The organism is Pseudomonas sp. 18173, assembly GCF_050432945.1.
Lineage (GTDB): Bacteria > Pseudomonadota > Gammaproteobacteria > Pseudomonadales > Pseudomonadaceae > Aquipseudomonas.
Window position 1 is genome coordinate 21,236 of record NZ_JBKFTN010000007.1, and the last position, 18,472, is coordinate 39,707.

Below are 18,472 nucleotides of genomic sequence, written 5' to 3' on the forward strand. Positions count from 1 at the left end.
ATTTTCCGTTGCCCTCTGGCTTATCCCGCGTGGAAGCCGTTACTGTGCGCCCAAACAATAATTCTCATCGGGGGAGCGTATGAAAGTGTTATGGGGGCTGGGGCGCTTGTTGACCCTGCTGTTCTGGTCGGTGGTGCTGGTCAATCTGCTCATGCCGTTCGTCTTTCCGCTGCACCCGTTGGTCAATCTGGCCGGCGGCCTGTTGGGGTTCATCCATCTACTGGAAGCGTTGCTGTGCTATCGCAGCCTGCGGGGTCGCGCCCATCCCTGGCTTGACCGCCTGAAAATCCTCATTTTCGGCGTATTCCACCTGCAAACCATTCCTGCCCCCACCGCTTCGAAGGCTTCCCATGCGTAAACTCTGCCTGCTCGCCACACTCATCAGCCCATTGGCCTGCGCGCAGGTAGTGAGTGTCGAACCCAACTCGCTGATGCGCTTGCCCAACACCGCCAGCACCCTGCAACTGGAACGCCTGGAAGTGGCCGATTACGGCACCTTGCTGATTCCCTCCAATGTCACTGAAGTCACCGTGGGTGAGTTGCATCTGGGGCGTGAAGCGCGCATCGCCATCGTGCCGGCGGAACAGGCGCTGGCGCTGAAGGTCCATCGCGCCGATTTGTCCGAAGGCAGCCAGATCACCGCCCGTGGCGCACCCGGGACCTATCAGAAGGCCGCTCGATCCGGACGCAATCTTGATTTGCAGATCAAGGCACTGAACGCACCGCAATTGATCGTTGATGCCCGTGGTGGCGCGGGCGCACCGGGGTTTGTCGGTCTCGATGGGGCTAACGGCCAGGAGCCGGGGTGCACCTGGGGTCAGGCCGGTCGCGGTGCCGATGGCAGTGATGGCAGCAATGGTCAGCCGGGCGCGCCAGGAGCGCTGGTCAAGCTGGCCGTGCCGCACGACTTCCCGGCAGACCGGATCAAGGTTCAGGTGGCTGGCGGTGCCGGTGGCCTGGCCGGCCCGGGCGGCAAGCCGGGTGCGGGGGGCAAGGCCAAGGGTTGCCTGATCTACAAGGCCGATGGTGGCAAGAGCGGTAAACCTGGCGCCGACGGGCAGCCGGGACCTGAAGGCGCGGCCGGTTCGGTGACGGTTCAGCGGTTATAAGAAACACCGAGAACTCTGTGGTGAGGGGGCTTGCCCCCGTTGGGCCGCGAAGCGGCCCCAAATACTTTGATCGCGATGCTTTTAGAACATCGGCCGAACCGACGCAATCACCACCACGGCCAACCCCACCAGCAGATTGATCCCCACCAAGCGGCGAATCCGCCCCAGCACCGCCGCCCCCGCCGGCCAATCCTGTGCGTCCACGGCGGTGCGCAGTTCCGGCAACATCAGCGCCTGAATCCTGATAAACAGCGCAGTCATCACCACATACAAGCCCATCATCACCTGCACATAGCGCGGCGCGTTTTCAAAACCGGTGAAGTGCAGATTCAGCATGACCACACCGCTGACCGGCAACAGCACCACCGCCACCCAGACCCAGCGGAAAAAACCTTGAAACACTTCTACCCACAACTTCAGCCGGGCAGGGCCTTCAAGTGCCTTGACCGCTGCGGGACGCAGGATCATCCAGGCGAAAAACATGCCGCCAACCCAGACCAGGGCCGCCAGCACATGCAGGCTATAAATGAGGCTAAAAGGTGTCATTGGGTTACTCCGTTCTGCGCGGGATTCATTAGCGGGGTATGATAGCGGCCGAACCGAACTACTGAAAATTTATCCAGCGTTTTTTGCGCCCGACAATCCATGATCAGCACTGAACTCAAAACCACGATCCAGGGCGCCTACTCGCGTTTTCTCGAAGCCAAGAGCCTCAAGCCGCGCTACGGCCAACGCCTGATGATCGCTGAAGTCGCCAAGGTCCTGGGTGACATCGACACCGACGACGAAGGCCGGCGCAGTGGCGACCCCGCGATAGTCGCGGTGGAAGCCGGCACCGGTACCGGCAAGACCGTGGCCTACAGCCTGGCGGCGATTCCCACGGCGAAGGCCGCCGGCAAGCGCCTGGTGATCGCCACGGCCACCGTCGCCCTGCAGGAGCAGATCGTCTACAAGGACCTGCCCGACCTGATGCGCAACAGCGGGCTGAACTTCAGTTTCGCCCTGGCCAAGGGGCGCGGGCGCTACATGTGCCTGTCCAAGCTCGACATGTTGCTCCAGGAAGGTCACGCGCAGACCGCCACCGCACAGTTGTTCGAAGAAGAAGGTTTCAAGATCGAGGTCGACGAGGCCAGTCAGAAGCTGTTCACCAGCATGATCGAAAAACTCGCCGGCAATAAGTGGGACGGCGACCGCGACAGTTGGTCAACCGCCCTGGAAGACGCCGACTGGGCGCGCCTGACCACCGATCACAGCCAGTGCACCAACCGTCATTGCCCGAACTTCGGCCAGTGCGCTTTCTACAAGGCCCGCGAAGGCATGGGCAAGGTCGATGTGATCGTCACCAACCACGACATGGTCCTGGCCGACCTGGCCCTGGGCGGCGGCGCCGTGCTGCCGGACCCGCGTGACACCATCTACGTGTTCGACGAAGGCCATCACCTGCCGGACAAGGCCATCGGCCATTTCGCCCATTACACGCGCCTGCGCTCCACCGCCGACTGGCTCGAAACCACGGCCAAGAACTTCACCAAACTGCTGGCCCAGCATCCGCTGCCGGGCGACCTGGGCAAGTTGATCGAGCAGGTGCCGGAGCTGGCCCGTGAGATCAAGACCCAGCAGCAGTTCATGTTCACCGCGTGCGAGCAGATTGCCGATTTCAAACCCGGCGAAGACGTGGAAGGCCGCGAACGCCCGCGTCATCGATTCGTCGGCGGGGTGATTCCCGAGCACATGCGTGAAATGGGCATCGAGCTGAAGAAAGGCTTTGCACGGCTGACCGATTTGTTTACCCGCCTGACCGACCTGCTCAAGGAAGGCATGGACGGCGAGGTCAACATCGGCATTGCCAGCAATCAGGCCGAAGAATGGTATCCACTGTTCGGCAGCCTGTTGTCGCGCTCCTCCGGCAACTGGGAGCTGTGGACCGCCTTCACCGTCGAAGACCCGGAAGACAACCCGCCCATGGCCCGCTGGTTGACCCTGGCCGAAAGTGGTTCGCTGTTTGACATCGAAGTCAACGCAAGTCCCATCCTCGCGGCGGAAATGCTCCGGCGCAATTTGTGGAACGTGGCCTATGGCTGTCTGGTGACCTCGGCAACCCTGACCGCTCTCGGCACCTTCGACCGCTTCCGCATGCGCGCCGGCCTGCCGAAAAAAGCCGTGACGGCGGTGGTGCCAAGCCCGTTCCATCATGCCGACGCCGGTGTGTTGCGGGTGCCGAACCTGAATGCCGACCCCCGTGATGCAGCGGCGCATACCGCCGCGATCATTCGTGACCTGCCCGAGCTGGTTGAAGGCTCGCGGGGCACGCTGGTTCTGTTTTCCTCGCGTAAACAGATGCAGGACGTGTTCGATGGCCTCGACCGTGACTGGCGCAAGCAAGTGTTCATCCAGGGCAACCTGTCGAAGCAGGAAACCCTGAACAAGCACAAGGCGCGAGTCGATGGCGGCGATTCCAGCGTGTTGTTCGGCCTGGCGAGCTTCGCCGAAGGGGTCGACTTGCCCGGTGCCTATTGCGAGCACGTGGTCATTGCCAAGATTCCTTTCTCGGTACCCGATGATCCAGTCGAAGCCGCCTTGTCCGAATGGATCGAGGCCCGGGGCGGCAATCCGTTCATGGAAATCTCCGTACCGGACGCTTCGCTGAAGCTGGTCCAGGCCTGTGGTCGCTTGCTGCGTACCGAAGAAGACCGCGGCACTATCACCTTGCTCGACCGGCGCCTGGTGACCCAGCGCTATGGCAAAGCCATCCTCAATGCGTTGCCGCCGTTCCGTCGAGAAATTTCCTGACGCACCGGTGGGCAGTTTTGCCCGCCGCGTTGTCTATCTCTCTGCCATCGCTTTTCCACTGGCCCATTGAAGGTCGTTAGGGAGAATTTCGTTCTCATGATTTGCCGTTCGTTGCCTGCCGTTTTTGCCCTGCTGTTCGCAACACCTTTGCTGGCCGCTCCCGCCGGCCAGCAGACGCTGTTCAACTTTGTGCGCCCCGCCGACGTGGTCCAGGTGGCGACTCAGGATGCCGACCTGCCGCAGTCCAACGCCGAGCAGACCCCCGAGGGCGAAGTGCTGCGCCGGGTGACGTTCAACCCGGTCGCACGGCCGACATTGCGCCTGACCCCGCAAACCGGCGCCTGGGACTGGTCGCAGTCGGGCGTCATGAGCCTGCGGATCCAGAGTGCGATGAACTGGGCGTTGACCCTGTACGTGACCATCCAGAGCAACGACGGCAAGACCCTGGTCAGCCGCGTCGATCTGCCGGCGGGGCCGGCGCAAACACTGTTGGTGCCACTGCAAGCGACATCCCCGTTGAGTCAGGGCATGAAGGCTGGCCCGCCGATGCCGATGACTGTCGACGGCCAGCGTGTGCTGCTGGCCAGTAGCGCCGGTGAGCTGGATCGCAAGGAAGTGGTGTCGGTGAGCTTGTCGATGGACCAGCCGAAAGCCGCGCAGAGCATCCTGCTGGAGCGCTTTGGCGTGCAGGACGGTGAGTCGGTCACCCAGGCCGTGTATGGCGGGTTGGTGGATGCTTACGGCCAGTCGACCCGGGGCAAATGGCCGGAAAAAATCAGCAGCGACGAACAACTCAAAGGCGCCGCCAGCAAGGAACAGCAACAACTGAAAACCTGGCTGGCCGAGCGCGAAAAGTCCTCCCTGGACAAGTTCGGTGGTTTGACCAAAGGCCCATCCTTCAAGGCCAGCGGCTTTTTCCGCACAGAGAAGCGCGACGGTCGCTGGTATCTGGTGACGCCTGAAGGCCACCCGTTCTATTCCCTCGGGGTCAATACCGTGGCCCCGGATGTCAACCAGACCTATGTGGCCGGCCGCGAGTGGATGTTCGAATCCCTGCCCAAGGCTGACGAGGCGCTGGCCAGCCACTATGGAGAAGGCGACAACCGTGGCGGCAACGGGGCCGATCAAGGACGCGGCTACAATGCCGGTCGCTGGTACGACTTCTACGCTGCCAACCTGCAGCGCCTGTATGGCGATCCATGCGGCCAGGGCAGCGAAACCAAAGCTGGCGTCGCCGAGGCGGCCAAGTCCGAAACGACGCAAGCAAAAGCTGTCGAACCGTGCAAAGCGAAGTTCGACGAGCAGCGCTGGGCCGGCCACACCCTTGATCGCTTGCAGGCCTGGGGTTTCAACACCCTCGGCAACTGGAGCGCGCCGGTACTGGGTAACGCTGATCGCGTGCCGTACACCTTGCCGCTGTCGATTGTCGGCGACTACGCCAGTATCAGCACCGGCACCGACTGGTGGGGCGGCATGCCGGACCCGTTCGACCCACGTTTCGCCATGGCCACCGAACGCGCCGTGGCGATTGCCGCTCGCGACCATCGAGACGATCCATGGCTGATCGGTTACTACGCGGACAATGAATTGGCCTGGGCCGGTCCCGGCGATGACCCGAAAGCCCGTTATGCCCTGGCCTACGGCACCTTGAAAATGACCACCGATGTGCCGGCCAAGCGTGCATTCCTCAAGCAACTGCGCGACAAGTACCGCAATCAGGATGGCCTGTCGAAAGCCTGGGGCATTGATCTGCCGGCCTGGGAACTGATGGAAGATCCGGGATTCGTGCCGCCGCTCCCGAGCGCCGAACACCCGGAAATCGAAGCCGACTTCAAATACTTCCAGAAGGTCTTTGCCGACACTTACTTCAAGACCATCTCCGACTCACTCAAGTGGCACGCGCCCAACCAGTTGCTGCTCGGCGGCCGTTTCGCCATCAGCACGCCGGAAGCCGTGGAGTCCTGCGCCCAGTATTGCGACGTGTTGAGCTTCAACATGTACACCCTGCAACCTCAGGATGGCTATGACTTCGCCAGGCTGCGCAGCCTCGACAAACCGGTGCTGGTTACCGAGTTCAATTTCGGCTCGACTGATCGTGGCCCGTTCTGGGGCGGCGTTACGCCATTGGCCAAGGAAGAGGAGCGTGGTGCGGCGTATGCCAACTTCCTCAAGCAGGCCTTGAACGAGCCGTCGATTGTGGGCGTGCATTGGTTCCAGTACCTCGATCAACCGGTCACCGGGCGCCTGCTTGACGGTGAAAACGGTCACTTCGGGCTGGTGGGCATCACGGATCTGCCGTTCCAGGGCTTTGTCGACAGTGTGCGCAAGAGCAACCTGGCGACGGTCGAGCAACTGGGCAAGGAGGCCGAGAAGGCTGCGGCCGCCGCCGACAAGGCCAGCCACGATGCCGAGGGCGGTCGCAAGGCCGAGGCCGGCAAGGGGCCGGGGAAGGGCGCTGGTGGGCACTCCGGGAAAGGCCATTAATCGCTGAAACTCTGTGGCGAGGGGGCAAGTCCCCTCGCCACAACCGCCCGGCCCAACCCTGTTCCCAAAACCCTCAAGGGCTGGAACAATGCCCGCCACTTTGTAAAGCGTTAATCCGGGGAGTTGCGGGTGCAGATTCAGGGTCATTACGAGCTTAAGTTCGAGGCGGTGCGTGAGGCGTTCGCGGCGTTGTTCGACGATCCCCAGGAGCGTGGCGCGGCGTTGTGCATTCAGGTCGGTGGCGAAACCGTCCTCGACCTCTGGGCCGGCACTGCCGACAAGGACGGGGCCGAGGCCTGGCACAGCGATACCATCGCCAACCTGTTCTCCTGCACCAAGACCTTTACCGCCGTTACCGCGCTGCAATTGGTGGCCGAAGGCAAGCTGCAACTGGATGCTCCGGTTGCACGCTACTGGCCCGAATTTGCCGCTGCCGGCAAAGCGTCTGTCACCCTTCGCCAACTGCTTTGTCACCAGGCCGGTCTTCCGGCATTGCGCGAATTGCTGGCCCCCGAAGCCCTTTATGACTGGCAAACCATGGTCGACGCCCTGGCCGCCGAAGCGCCGTGGTGGACGCCGGGCGAAGGCCACGGTTACGCGGCGATCACCTATGGCTGGCTGGTTGGCGAATTGCTGCGCCGAGCCGACGGTCGTGGGCCGGGTGAATCCATTGTCGCGCGGGTCGCCAAACCGTTGGGCCTGGACTTCCATGTTGGCCTGGCCGATGAAGAGTTCCATCGCGTGGCCCATATTGCGCGGGGCAAGGGCAACGTCGGCGATGCCGCTGCCCAGCGCCTGTTGCAAGTGACCATGCGTGAGCCTACGGCCATGACGACCCGGGCGTTCACCAACCCGCCGTCGATCATGACCAGCACCAACAAGCCCGAATGGCGACGCATGCAGCAACCGGCCGCCAATGGCCATGGCAATGCCCGCAGCCTGGCCGGGTTCTACACCGGCCTGCTCGACGGCAGCCTGCTGGAAAGCGAAATGCTCGATGAATTGACCCGTGAGCACAGCCTCGGCGAGGACAAGACTTTACTGACCCGGACCCGTTTCGGCCTGGGTTGCATGCTCGATCAACCGGACGTTGCCAATGCCACCTTCGGCCTTGGCCCGCGGGCGTTTGGTCATCCGGGTGCCGGCGGCTCCATCGGTTTTGCCGATCCGGAGTACGACGTGGCCTTCGGATTTGTGACAAATACCCTGGGGCCGTACGTCTTGATGGACCCGCGCGCGCAAAAGCTGGTGCGGGTTCTGGCCACTTGTCTGTAAAAGCCGCTATCGGGTTCCGGAACTGGAACCCAAAAGTCTTTTCAGTTTCAAAGCGTCTGCTTGTACGGGCCGATGTGGCCTGATTTTTTGACTTCATTTTTGTGGATATCCAATGTCATCCAATAAAACCCTCGCCTTGGCCCTGTGCTTTGCTATTACCGGTTGCGCACAGACTCCACAGAAAGACGCGACAGCACCGGTCGCCAAGACTGAAAGCGCCAGCCACTGGTACTGGCCGTTCGGTTCCGACGACAGCACAGGCAAGCCTGCGGCCAAGCCGGAGCTGAAACCTGAAGTCAAACCCGTTGCAGTCGCCAAGGCCGGAACCGATAGCGGCAGCAAGTGGTGGTGGCCGTTCGGCGGTAGCGAGCAGAGCGCCACCAAGGCTGTACCGATGCCTGACCCGAAAGTCACCCAGGCCTGGCTGGACGACTACGAACCGCGTCTGCGCGAGGCGGTCAAGGACAGCAACCTGCAACTCGAGCGTCGTGAAAACGTGCTGGTGGTGACTGCACCGGTCGAAGGCTCGTTCAACCCTGATCGTCCGGCCATGCTGCTGCCGGTCACACTCGGTCCGTTTACCCGTGTTGCCAAAATCCTTGAAGCCGATCCGAAGACCGCTGTCCTGATCCTCGGCCACAGCGATACGTCCGGCTCTGCGCCGGCCAACGTCAAGCTGAGCCAAGAGCGTGCCCAGGCCGTTGCGGCGATTTTCCGTCTCAGTGGCTTGCAGCGTGATCGCTTGATGCTGCGTGGCCTGGGCGGCGATGCGCCGCGTGCCGCCAACGACAGCGTGCAAGGGCGTGCGTTGAACCGCCGCGTGGAACTGCTGGTGACCCCGCAAAACACCATGGTCGCGCTGCTGAGCAAATACAACATGCCGGCACCAGCGCCTGTGAGCATGGTCGCTGCTGCTGACGTCAAGCCGGCCGCCAAGCCTGTGACACCGGCCCCTGCGTCTAAAAAGGCGGCTGTTCCAGCAATGAAAAAAGCCCCGGCGAAAAAAGCTCCGGCCAAGAAAGCACCGGCGAAAACTGCAACGCCGGCGAAGAAAACCACGCCAGCCAAAGCCTCTGCGGCAGACAAGAAGGTCGCCAACACCGATACTGCAAAGCAGTGATTCGTTAACCAGAAGGAATGCGCCATGACCCAGGGCCTGGCAGATATGCGTCGTGACTACACCCGTGATGGCCTGAACGAGGCGCAAGCCCCGGCCGAGCCGTTTGCGTTGTTCCACCAGTGGTTTGCCGACGCGGTGAAAACCGAACAGGCGCCGGTGGAAGCCAACGCCATGACCCTGGCCACCGTCGACCAGGACGGCCGGCCGCATTGTCGCATTCTGTTGCTCAAGGGCCTGGACGAGCAGGGCTTCACCTTTTTCACCAACTACGACAGCGCCAAGGGCCAGCAACTGGCCGCGAATCCGTTCGCGGCCATGACGTTTTTCTGGCCAGCGCTGGAGCGCCAGGTGCGCATCGAAGGGCAAGTGGTGAAGGTGACGCCTGAAGAGTCCGATGCCTATTACCAGGTCCGTCCGCTGGGCAGTCGCCTGGGGGCCTGGGCATCGCCGCAGAGCCGCGTGATCGCCGATCGTGGCGAGCTCGAAGCGCTGCTAAAGGACACCGAGCAACGTTTCAGCGACACCCAGCCACATTGCCCGGAACACTGGGGCGGCTATCGCCTGCTGCCGGAGCGCATCGAATTCTGGCAGGGCCGTCCAAGCCGCCTGCACGACCGCCTCAACTACCGCCAGCAGGGCGCCGACTGGGTTCTTGAACGCCTGGCACCCTGAGCGGCCCTACCGGTCGGGATAACTTGCCGCAGCGGCCTCCAGCCACTTCGGCAGGTCTCGACGCCTGATCTTCTGCGCCCGGGCACTCGCCAACCGTTCGAGCATGAAGGCTTTTTTCTGTTCGTCCTTGCCGGCCAGCGACAGTGCCAGGTCACGATCCATCCAGCGTTTGATCCGCACGTACAGCCACCAATGGAAGTACAAACCGGCAACAGTCGTGACGACGATGATAAAGTAATCCATGAAAATCCTTGGTCAGTGGGGCGATTTTCCGATTTTGCCGCTACTGTGTGAGTTCGTGGAGGTGCCTTAACGGGGCCTGAATCAAAGCAATTTTACCCGGGCGGTGTCGTGACAGGCGTCAAGCCGCCGGGTTTAATGAACATATGTTTCTTTGGAGTTGATGCTATGCGTAAGTCTGTTCTGCTGGTTGCTTCCTTTTCCACGATGGCGATGTTACTCACGGGCTGCCAGTCGAGCCTGACCGGTGACTCCTACTCCCGTGACGAGGCGCGTCGAGTGCAGACCGTTCGCATGGGTACCATCGAAGCATTGCGTCCGGTAAAAATCGAAGGCACCAAAACCCCGATCGGCGGCGCCGCGGGCGCAGTGGTTGGCGGCGTTGGCGGCAGCTCCATCGGTGGCGGCAAGGGCAGCGTCGTTGCTGCAGTCATCGGTGCTGTGGCTGGCGGTCTGCTCGGTTCGGCTGCCGAAGAAGGCCTGACCCGCACCCAGGGCGTGGAAATCACCGTGCGCGAAGACGATGGCAGCATGCGCGCCTACGTTCAGGAAGTTCAACCGAACGAAGTGTTCCGTGTTGGCGAGCGTGTGCGCATCGCCAGTGTGAACGGCACCAGCCGCGTTTCGCACTAAGCGCAAACACCGGATAAACAAAAAACCCGATCAGGTGACTGATCGGGTTTTTTGTTTTTCAGCTGTGGAGCGTCTCGGCTGGTGCCAGGTGTAATCGCTGTTTATCAGGAGGCCAGCGCGGTGTTCTTGCGGCTCGCTATCGCTGTCACCGCATAACCGATCAACGCGGCCAGTATCGAACCGGTCAGGATCCCCATGCGGTCCATCCCGGCGAAATCACTCACGCCCGGCTCAAAGGCCAGCGAGCCGACAAACAGGCTCATCGTGAAACCAATGCCACAGAGAATCGCCACGCCCAGCACCTGACCCCAATTGGCGCCTTGGGGCAGGGCGGCGATACCGGTTTTCACGGCCAGCCAGGTCAGGCCAAAGACACCGACGGTCTTGCCCAGCAGCAGCCCGATGGCGATACCCATGGGCACATGGTGAGTGAAGCTTTCGACGGTGACGCCGCTCAGGGACAGGCCGGCATTGGCGAAGGCGAACAGCGGCAGGATGCCGTAGGCGACCCACGGGTGCAGGGCGTGTTCCAGGGTCAGCAGCGGCGACGGCTCGGCATTTTTCGTGCGCAGCGGAATGCAGAAGGCCAGGGTCACACCGGCGAGGGTGGCATGGACACCGCTCTTGAGCACGCAGACCCAGAGGATCAAGCCAATGATCATGTACGGCCCGAGCTTGACCACGCCGAGCCGGTTCATCCCGATCAGCGCCGCGATACAGGCCGCGGCCAGTGCCAGGGACAGGGTCGACAGGGCGCCGGAATAGAAGATCGCAATGATGATGATCGCGCCGAGGTCGTCGATGATCGCCAGGGTCATCAGGAACAGTTTCAGTGAAACCGGAACGCGTTTGCCCAGCAACGCCAGCACGCCAAGGGCGAAGGCGATGTCGGTAGCGGTCGGGATTGCCCAGCCGTTGAGGGCCGGTGGCGTGTCGCGATTGAGGTACCAGTAGATCAGTGCCGGCACGACCATGCCGCCAATCGCCGCCGCGCCGGGCAGGACGATTTGCGACGGTCTGGACAACTGGCCGTCGAGGACTTCGCGCTTCACTTCCAGGCCGATCAGCAGGAAGAACAGCGCCATCAGGCCGTCGTTGATCCACAGCAGCAAGGGTTTGGCGATTTTCAGCGCGCCGATCTGGGCCACCACGGGGGTGTCCAGCAGGCCGTTGTACAGCCACGACAGCGGCGAGTTGTTGATGATCAGGGCCAGAACGGCAGCGGCTATCAATAGCAGACCGCTGGCAGCTTCCAACTGAAAGAAACGCGTGAAAGTGCTACGCAGAGGCAAGGTCGCTCTCCATCCGTGAATTCAAAAGGTGTTACACCCTAACAAGTACGGTTAGTTGTTAAAACAAAAGTTATATTCTTTTTTGTTATATGCCGTTACAGACCCGCCTGCGGACAAGGACCTGAGCCTAGCAGTTGTCTGGCGTATTGGACCTCAGCTGTATCTGTGACGGATGCAGGATTTTTCCTAAGCTGCATGTATGCGCCTTGCCAAAAGGCCGACTCCTGCCTGATTCAACGAGAAAACCATCATGAGCGACAACCGACAGTGGTCCCGCGAAGCGATCCGGATCATCGAAGCCGATTTCCAGCGCAGTGCCGACACCCACTTGATCCCCTTGCCGCTACCGGGTTTTCCAGGCATCGAGTTGTATTTCAAGGATGAATCCAGCCATCCCACGGGCAGCCTCAAGCACCGCCTGGCCCGCTCGCTGTTCCTGTATGCGCTGTGTAACGGCTGGCTCAAACCCGGTGCGCCGGTCATTGAAGCGTCCAGCGGTTCGACGGCGATTTCCGAAGCGTACTTCGCGCGGATGCTGGGCTTGCCCTTCATTGCGGTGATGCCGGCGACCACGTCCAGGGAAAAGATCGCGCAAATTGCCTTCTACGGTGGCCAAAGCCACCTGGTGGACGACCCGACCCAGATCTACGCCGAGTCCGAGCGCCTGGCGCGCGAACACGACGGGCACTTCATCGACCAGTTCACCTACGCCGAACGCGCCACCGACTGGCGGGCGAACAACAACATTGCCGAGTCGATCTTTCATCAGATGCGTTTCGAGCAGCATCCCGAGCCCAGCTGGCTGATTTCCAGCCCCGGAACCGGTGGCACCACGGCTACCCTGGGCCGATACGTGCGTTATCGCCAGCATTGCACCCGCGTGCTGTGTGCCGATGCCGAGCGTTCGGTGTTCTTTGACTACTACCAGACGGGCGATGCCAGCCTGCGCCTGGACCACGGCTCGCGCATCGAAGGCATCGGCCGGCCGCGTGTGGAGGCGTCGTTTCTGCCCAAGGTGATCGACGCGATGGTCAAGGTGCCGGACGCCTTGTCACTGGCGGCCATGCACTACCTGGCAGAGCGCCTGGGGCGCCATGTGGGCGGGTCGAGCGGGACCAACCTGATCGGCGCACTGATGGCCGCCCAGCAGATGAAGGCGGCGGGGGAGAAGGGGTCTATGGTGGCGATTCTGTGTGACGGCGGCGAGCGCTATGCCACGACGTACTACGATCAGGATTGGCTCAAGGCCCAGGGGTATGAGTTGAGTGGCTTGATGGCTGCGGTGGCGGCGACGGTGGAACGCGGTGAGCCATTGCCGGCCTCGGTGCTGCGCGCCAATATCTGAAATTCATAAGGCGCTGAATGCCACTGTGGGAGCGAGCCTGCTCGCGAAGGCGGTCTATCAGTCAACATTCGTGTTGAATTTGATACCGCTTTCGCGAGCAGGCTCGCTCCCACAGGGATTTGTGTCACTTCAATGATCGGGTATCAAGCCTCTAGACCGAGTATGTCCCGGGCCACCGCTTCAGCAATGCGAATCCCGTCGACACCCGCCGACAGAATCCCGCCCGCATACCCGGCACCTTCACCGGCCGGGAACAGGCCTTTCACGTTCAGGCTCTGCATCGACTCGTTGCGGGTAATGCGCAGTGGCGACGAGGTTCGCGTCTCGATCCCGGTCAACACCGCATCGTGCAGCGAGTAACCGCGAATCTGCTTTTCGAACGCCGGCAAGGCTTCGCGAATCGCTTCGATGGCGAACGCCGGCAGTGCCAGCGCCAGATCACCCAGGGCTACGCCCGGCTTGTAGGACGGTTCGACGCTGCCCAATTCGGTGGACGCTTTGCCCGCGATAAAATCGCCGACCAGTTGCGCCGGGGCTTCGTAGTTGCTGCCGCCCAGCACAAAGGCGTGGGATTCCAGGCGCTCCTGCAGCTCGATACCGGCCAGCGGGCCGCCCGGATAATCGACTTCCGGGGTGATGCCGACGACGATACCGGAGTTGGCATTGCGCTCGTTACGCGAGTACTGGCTCATGCCATTGGTCACGACGCGGTTCGGCTCGGAGGTCGCCGCTACCACGGTGCCGCCCGGGCACATGCAGAAGCTGTAGACCGAACGGCCGTTCTTGGCGTGGTGCACCAGCTTGTAGTCGGCGGCGCCCAGTTTCGGGTGGCCGGCGTACTTGCCCAGGCGCGCGCGGTCGATCAGCGACTGCGGGTGCTCGATGCGGAAACCCACCGAGAATGGCTTGGCTTCCATGTACACGCCACGGCCGTGGAGCATGCGGAATGTATCGCGGGCACTGTGGCCGAGGGCCAGGATCACGTGCCGGGAGTGGATCTGCTCGCCGCCGTCGAGTTCGACGCCGACCAGTTGGCCGTCATCGATCAACACGTCGGTGACACGCTGCTGGAAGCGCACTTCGCCGCCCAGGGCGCGAATCTGCTCACGCATGTTTTCCACTACACCGGTCAGACGGAACGTACCGATGTGCGGTTTGCTGACGTAGAGGATTTCTTCCGGCGCGCCGGCCTTGACGAATTCGTGCAGGACCTTGCGACCGAGAAACTTCGGGTCCTTGATCTGGCTGTACAGCTTGCCGTCGGAGAATGTCCCCGCGCCGCCTTCACCAAATTGCACGTTGGATTCGGGGTTGAGCACGCTTTTGCGCCACAGGCCCCAGGTGTCCTTGGTGCGCTGGCGTACTTCGGTGCCGCGTTCGAGGATGATCGGCTTGAAGCCCATTTGCGCCAGCAGCAGCCCGGCGAAAATCCCGCACGGTCCGAAGCCGACGACGATCGGGCGCGCACTCAGGTCGGCCGGTGCCTGGCCTGGCGCTTTGTAGCTGACATCCGGCGCCACGTTGACGTTACGGTCGTCGGCGAACTTGTGCAGCACCGCCGCCTCGTCGCGAACTTCGAGGTCGATGGTGTAGATGAAGCACAGTTCGGAGGACTTTTTACGCGCATCGTAGCTGCGCTTGAACAAGGTGAAATCGAGCAGGTCATCGCTGGCAAGCCCCAAGCGCTGCACGATGGCAGGGCGCAGGTCTTCATCAGGGTGGTCGATCGGCAACTTGAGTTCGGTGATTCGTAACATGGCGGGATCCGGTTCGCGGGGCGCACAACTGCGCCAGGGCGTTTGAAGCCCGCGATTATAAGCCCCAAAGGCTGCGTCCAGTGAGGCAAAAACCGCCTCTCGTCGAATCAGTCGTCGCGCGATCCGCCGAAATAACCGCATCCGCGCTGCACCTGGCCGTCAATTCGCAGCTCGGCGCTCATGTGCTGGATGCTGCCGGTGCTGCTGTCGACGCAACGTTGCGGTGCAACCCAGAGTTCGATGTGCTGGTTGTTGGCTTCGGTGCTGAGGTTGAAGCGGCCATCGCCCAGTTGCTCCTCGACGTAGGGCACGGCCAGTGGCGGCTGGCCGGCGCGGTCGATGACCATGCCTTTGCCGCTGACTCTCACGCTCCACTGCGGGGTATGGCCGGCGGCGCGCAGAATCAGCTGTTTGAAGTTCGGATCATCGCACGCCGTGCCCGAACGCTCGACGCGGTACAACTGCTGCAGATCGAGCTGGCCGTCACCACCGCTGCCGGGCACAACCCGTCCGCGCACGTCGGCAAACAGCTTGCCCTGTTTGTCCGCCAGGCTGGCGGCCTGCTGCAGGACACTGGTACCGCCCGTGTCGTTGACCACGTAGCGATTCGCCTGGCTGCACGGCTGGAACAGCAGTTTGCCGTCCGCTGCGGTCAACTGGCCTTGCATGCGTGTCTGGCCGACATGGGAGGCGCTCTGCCGTTCCCCCTCGAACAACTGGCAAGCGGCGAACAGCGGAAGCAGGGCAACGAGGACTAGGGAACGGGCAACACGCATCTTGGGGTCTCCTGACAGGTGCCGCCACGTTACTCAGGCAAGCCTGTGACCACAAGGCTTGTGTGTCAGGGATTGAGTTGCCGGGGGCGTCGCAGCATAGTGGCGCACTTGTCCAGGAACGGGCCCATTTTGGCATGAACCAACACCTGTCTGTTTTCCCCAAGCGGCTGTACGCATTGGATGCACTGCGCGGTATCGCGGCGCTGGCGGTGGTGTTCTGGCACTGGCAGCACTTCTTTTTTCAAGGGGCAGTGCCAGGGCCGCTGCAAACCGGACAGCAACCTTTCTACAGCCTGTTCTCGTTGTTTTATCGACAGGGTGGCGATGCGGTCGCGCTGTTTTTCAGCTTGTCCGGGTTCATCTTTTTCTGGTTGTACGGCCGGGCCGTGGCGCGGAGAAACCTGAGCGCAAAGCAGTTTTTCATCGAGCGTTTCAGCCGGATCTATCCACTGCATCTGGCAACCTTTGGCGCTGTTGCGCTGCTACAGATGGCCTACACGCGGTATACGGGAAACGCTTTTGTTTATCCGTTCAATGATCTCTATCACGGATTGTTGAACCTCTTTCTTGCCCCAGCGTGGGGACTGGAACAAGGCTGGTCATTCAACGGCCCGGCCTGGTCGATCTCTGTTGAAGTGCTGCTCTACGCGGCGTTTTTCCTGCTGTGGCGTTATTCACCTTTTCCAACGCTGGTCAGCTTTCTGTTGATCGCCGTGGCGGCTTGCATCTTTCCTGGCCAGTACAAGATCAGCCTCGGCGTGTTCAGCTTTTTCTGCGGTGGCGTTGGTTATGTCTGGGTCGCGTGGCTGCTGCAACGGGCGCCCATGCGCTGGGTGGGCATTTGTTTGGCAGCAGGTTGTGCAGGCGGATGGTGGCTGTTTGGCGCTGATCAGCCGTTGTTCAGGTTTGCGCTGTTGTTTCCGCTGACGATCATGGCCATTGCGGCATGTCATCAATGGCTGGAGCCGCTCGCCCGGCGTCTGGCGTGGCTGGGCGATATCAGTTACGCCGCCTATTTGCTGCACTTTCCACTGCAGATTATCGCCGCGCTGCTGGCGGATAAATTCTTCCCGGGGCGTAGCGTCTTTTATCAACCCTGGACGTTGCTGCTGTTTTTTTCGGTACTGATCGGTGCCAGCCTGATCTGTCATCGATGGTTCGAACGGCCGATGCAACAGTGGTTGCGACAGTTGGGGTACGAGCGACTGGCGAGCGGCGTGATCGCTCGCCAGTAACGCGTCTGTCAGTAAGAACGGTCAGCCGACGTGAAAAGTCTGACCTGTTTGCAGGCCTTCCACACTCTTGGCGTAGGCCAATGCCACATCCACCGCAGGAACCGGCTTGAAGCCACGGAAGTACGGCGCGTATTTACCCATGGCTTCGACGAGGACATTGGGGCTGATCGAGTTCACACGCAGGCCGCGCGGCAACTCGATGGCGGCGGCCCGGACGAAGCTGTCCAGTGCACCGTTGACCAGCGCCGCCGAGGCACCGCTGTAAATCGGATCGTGGCTGAGTACGCCGGTGGTGAAGGTGAACGAAGCGCCGTCGTTGGCGAAGTCGCGGCCGATCAGCAACAGGTTGACCTGGCCCATGAGTTTGTCTTTCAGGCCCAGGGCAAAGCTCTCTTCGGTCATCTCATTGAGCGGGGCAAAGGTCACGTTGCCGGCGGCGCACACCAGTGCGTCGAATTTGCCGGTTTGCGCGAACAGTTTGCGAATCGAGGCGCTGTCGCTGATGTCCACCTGGAAGTCGCCGCTGGTGCGACCGATGCGAATGATTTCGTGGCGTGGCGACAGTTCTTTGTCGATGGCCGAACCGATGGTGCCGCCTGCGCCGATCAATAGAATTTTCATGGATGTCGATCCTCGTTGTGGGTTGAACGAGGTATCAGTTTAGGGTGGTTTTTTTCGCAGATAAGCGCACTAATAGGCAACCTTTGGTTTTCAAATGGAAACAATCCATGAGCGAGATGGATGACCTGGCCGCGTTCGCCGTACTGATCGAAGCGGGAAGTTTCACCCTGGCGGCGCAGCAGCTCGGTTGCAGCAAAGGCCAGCTGTCCAAACGTATCAGCCAGTTGGAAGCGCAGTTTTCGGTGGTGCTGTTGCAACGCACCACTCGCCGCCTGAGCCTGACGGCGGCCGGTGCCGCGTTGTTGCCCCAGGCACAGGCGCTGGTGGTGCAAGTCGAGCGGGCGCGCCAGGCCCTGGCGCGGCTGAAGGACGACATGGCCGGCCCGGTGCGCATGACGGTGCCGGTATCACTGGGGGAAACCTTCTTCGATGGCCTGTTGCTGGAGTTCTCCGCCAAATACCCTCAGGTGCAGATCGAGCTGGAGCTCAACAACAGCTACCGCGACCTGTCCCGTGACGGCTTTGACCTGGCGATTCGCTCTGACGTGGCCATTGATCAGCGACTGGTGGCGCGCCCGCTGCTGGCGTGGCAAGAGCTGACCTGTGCCAGTCCGGCTTATCTGGAGCAATACGGTGAACCGCAAACACCCCAGGCGCTGGCCGAGCATCGTTGCCTGCTCAACAGCCATTACAGCGGCCGCGAAGAATGGCTGTATCACCAGCAGCACGAGTTGTTGCGAGTGCGGGTGTCGGGGCCGTTCGCCAGCAACCACTACAACCTCTTGAAGAAAGCCGCACTGGTCGGCGCCGGCATTGCGCGCCTGCCATCCTACTGTTTGCCAACAGAACTGGCCGATGGGCGTTTGCGATGGCTCCTGCGCGATTATCAGACCCGCAGCATGCCGATGTACCTGGTGCATCCGTATCAGGGCGGACTGCCCAAGCGCACGCAGGTGCTGGCGGATTACCTGATCGGGTGGTTCAAGCGCAGTGGGGAGGTGCTGGATCGGCTGTAAATCTTCACACGCACGTCCTGTAGGAGCGAGCTGGCTCGCGATGGACGTTAACGATGACGAGGGTTGTCTGAATGAACGCGGCGCCCTCGAGTTTTTCGCGAGCAAGC

General features: G+C 61.6%; 17 protein-coding genes. 11 read left to right on the forward strand and 6 right to left on the reverse strand.

Translation table 11 applies throughout. The features are described from left to right. Window positions 1-79: 79 nt before the first annotated feature. Together ACLD1X_RS10045 and ACLD1X_RS10050 are read left to right on the forward strand one after the other, a co-directional pair. Window positions 80-358 (forward strand): DUF1145 domain-containing protein, encoded by a 279-nt coding sequence (locus ACLD1X_RS10045; protein ID WP_429367189.1) that lies wholly within the window; start codon window positions 80-82, stop codon window positions 356-358. Then, window positions 351-1,109, forward strand: a complete 759-nt coding sequence (locus tag ACLD1X_RS10050; protein ID WP_429367191.1) for a collagen-like triple helix repeat-containing protein — start codon at window positions 351-353, stop codon at window positions 1,107-1,109. Before ACLD1X_RS10045 ends, ACLD1X_RS10050 begins: the two co-directional genes overlap by 8 nt. Before the next feature lie 81 nt (window positions 1,110-1,190). Here ACLD1X_RS10050 and ACLD1X_RS10055 read toward each other — a convergent pair whose 3' ends face one another. Beyond that, on the reverse strand, window positions 1,191-1,655 hold the full coding sequence (locus ACLD1X_RS10055) for a CopD family protein (RefSeq protein WP_429367193.1): 465 nt from the start codon (window positions 1,653-1,655) through the stop codon (window positions 1,191-1,193). Between the two features lie 99 nt (window positions 1,656-1,754). Between ACLD1X_RS10055 and dinG the strand changes: the two genes are divergently transcribed. From dinG to pdxH, 5 genes are all read left to right on the forward strand, one after another. Continuing rightward, window positions 1,755-3,899: an ATP-dependent DNA helicase DinG gene (gene dinG, locus ACLD1X_RS10060; RefSeq protein WP_429367195.1), complete on the forward strand. Its 2,145-nt coding sequence runs from the start codon at window positions 1,755-1,757 to the stop codon at window positions 3,897-3,899. 96 nt (window positions 3,900-3,995) lie between these two features. Beyond that, entirely contained in the window at window positions 3,996-6,383 is a 2,388-nt protein-coding gene (locus tag ACLD1X_RS10065) for a beta-galactosidase (RefSeq protein ID WP_429367197.1), read from the forward strand. Window positions 6,384-6,512: 129 nt separating this feature from the next. Beyond that, complete coding sequence (locus ACLD1X_RS10070; protein WP_429367199.1) at window positions 6,513-7,658, forward strand: serine hydrolase domain-containing protein; 1,146 nt, start codon at window positions 6,513-6,515, stop codon at window positions 7,656-7,658. Window positions 7,659-7,770: 112 nt separating this feature from the next. Continuing rightward, window positions 7,771-8,778 (forward strand): OmpA family protein, encoded by a 1,008-nt coding sequence (locus ACLD1X_RS10075; protein ID WP_429367201.1) that lies wholly within the window; start codon window positions 7,771-7,773, stop codon window positions 8,776-8,778. Between the two features lie 24 nt (window positions 8,779-8,802). Further along, a complete protein-coding gene (gene pdxH / locus ACLD1X_RS10080; RefSeq protein WP_429367203.1) occupies window positions 8,803-9,450 on the forward strand; it encodes a pyridoxamine 5'-phosphate oxidase in 648 nt (215 codons plus the stop codon). Window positions 9,451-9,456: 6 nt separating this feature from the next. On the opposite strand, the gene ACLD1X_RS10085 is transcribed toward pdxH, so the two are convergent. Beyond that, window positions 9,457-9,693, reverse strand: coding sequence for a hypothetical protein (locus ACLD1X_RS10085; protein WP_429367205.1), 237 nt, complete (start codon window positions 9,691-9,693; stop codon window positions 9,457-9,459). Between the two features lie 165 nt (window positions 9,694-9,858). Between ACLD1X_RS10085 and ACLD1X_RS10090 the strand changes: the two genes are divergently transcribed. Further along, entirely contained in the window at window positions 9,859-10,323 is a 465-nt protein-coding gene (locus ACLD1X_RS10090) for a glycine zipper 2TM domain-containing protein (protein WP_007992400.1), read from the forward strand. Window positions 10,324-10,427: 104 nt separating this feature from the next. On the opposite strand, the gene nhaA is transcribed toward ACLD1X_RS10090, so the two are convergent. After that, a complete protein-coding gene (gene nhaA, locus ACLD1X_RS10095; protein WP_429367208.1) occupies window positions 10,428-11,615 on the reverse strand; it encodes a Na+/H+ antiporter NhaA in 1,188 nt (395 codons plus the stop codon). Between the two features lie 247 nt (window positions 11,616-11,862). Between nhaA and ACLD1X_RS10100 the strand changes: the two genes are divergently transcribed. Further along, a complete protein-coding gene (locus ACLD1X_RS10100) occupies window positions 11,863-12,960 on the forward strand; it encodes a PLP-dependent cysteine synthase family protein (RefSeq protein WP_429367556.1) in 1,098 nt (365 codons plus the stop codon). Between the two features lie 143 nt (window positions 12,961-13,103). Here ACLD1X_RS10100 and ACLD1X_RS10105 read toward each other — a convergent pair whose 3' ends face one another. Together ACLD1X_RS10105 and ACLD1X_RS10110 are read right to left on the reverse strand one after the other, a co-directional pair. Next, window positions 13,104-14,717 (reverse strand): NAD(P)/FAD-dependent oxidoreductase, encoded by a 1,614-nt coding sequence (locus ACLD1X_RS10105; protein WP_429367210.1) that lies wholly within the window; start codon window positions 14,715-14,717, stop codon window positions 13,104-13,106. 107 nt (window positions 14,718-14,824) lie between these two features. Next, window positions 14,825-15,493 carry a COG3650 family protein gene (locus tag ACLD1X_RS10110; RefSeq protein WP_429367212.1) on the reverse strand — a complete coding sequence of 223 codons (669 nt, stop codon included), beginning with the start codon at window positions 15,491-15,493 and terminating at the stop codon, window positions 14,825-14,827. Between the two features lie 134 nt (window positions 15,494-15,627). Here ACLD1X_RS10110 and ACLD1X_RS10115 point away from each other — a divergent pair, with 134 nt between their 5' ends. After that, complete coding sequence (locus tag ACLD1X_RS10115; protein ID WP_429367213.1) at window positions 15,628-16,728, forward strand: acyltransferase family protein; 1,101 nt, start codon at window positions 15,628-15,630, stop codon at window positions 16,726-16,728. 21 nt (window positions 16,729-16,749) lie between these two features. Here ACLD1X_RS10115 and ACLD1X_RS10120 read toward each other — a convergent pair whose 3' ends face one another. After that, the gene (locus tag ACLD1X_RS10120) at window positions 16,750-17,349 is read right to left on the reverse strand and encodes a short chain dehydrogenase (protein ID WP_429367215.1); all 600 of its coding nucleotides are present in this window, start codon (window positions 17,347-17,349) and stop codon (window positions 16,750-16,752) included. A gap of 107 nt (window positions 17,350-17,456) precedes the next feature. Between ACLD1X_RS10120 and ACLD1X_RS10125 the strand changes: the two genes are divergently transcribed. Beyond that, the gene (locus ACLD1X_RS10125; protein ID WP_057400812.1) at window positions 17,457-18,365 is read left to right on the forward strand and encodes a LysR family transcriptional regulator; all 909 of its coding nucleotides are present in this window, start codon (window positions 17,457-17,459) and stop codon (window positions 18,363-18,365) included. The last annotated feature ends 107 nt before the right edge of the window (window positions 18,366-18,472 follow it).

Coding starts and splice junctions, on each gene's coding strand:
- ACLD1X_RS10045 (WP_429367189.1), top strand. CDS start 80: ATGAAAGTGTTATGGGGGCTGGGGCGCTTGTTGACCCTGCTGTTCTGG.
- ACLD1X_RS10050 (WP_429367191.1), top strand. CDS start 351: ATGCGTAAACTCTGCCTGCTCGCCACACTCATCAGCCCATTGGCCTGC.
- ACLD1X_RS10055 (WP_429367193.1), bottom strand. CDS start 1,655: ATGACACCTTTTAGCCTCATTTATAGCCTGCATGTGCTGGCGGCCCTG.
- dinG (WP_429367195.1), top strand. CDS start 1,755: ATGATCAGCACTGAACTCAAAACCACGATCCAGGGCGCCTACTCGCGT.
- ACLD1X_RS10065 (WP_429367197.1), top strand. CDS start 3,996: ATGATTTGCCGTTCGTTGCCTGCCGTTTTTGCCCTGCTGTTCGCAACA.
- ACLD1X_RS10075 (WP_429367201.1), top strand. CDS start 7,771: ATGTCATCCAATAAAACCCTCGCCTTGGCCCTGTGCTTTGCTATTACC.
- pdxH (WP_429367203.1), top strand. CDS start 8,803: ATGACCCAGGGCCTGGCAGATATGCGTCGTGACTACACCCGTGATGGC.
- ACLD1X_RS10085 (WP_429367205.1), bottom strand. CDS start 9,693: ATGGATTACTTTATCATCGTCGTCACGACTGTTGCCGGTTTGTACTTC.
- ACLD1X_RS10090 (WP_007992400.1), top strand. CDS start 9,859: ATGCGTAAGTCTGTTCTGCTGGTTGCTTCCTTTTCCACGATGGCGATG.
- ACLD1X_RS10105 (WP_429367210.1), bottom strand. CDS start 14,717: ATGTTACGAATCACCGAACTCAAGTTGCCGATCGACCACCCTGATGAA.
- ACLD1X_RS10110 (WP_429367212.1), bottom strand. CDS start 15,493: ATGCGTGTTGCCCGTTCCCTAGTCCTCGTTGCCCTGCTTCCGCTGTTC.
- ACLD1X_RS10115 (WP_429367213.1), top strand. CDS start 15,628: ATGAACCAACACCTGTCTGTTTTCCCCAAGCGGCTGTACGCATTGGAT.
- ACLD1X_RS10120 (WP_429367215.1), bottom strand. CDS start 17,349: ATGAAAATTCTATTGATCGGCGCAGGCGGCACCATCGGTTCGGCCATC.
- ACLD1X_RS10125 (WP_057400812.1), top strand. CDS start 17,457: ATGAGCGAGATGGATGACCTGGCCGCGTTCGCCGTACTGATCGAAGCG.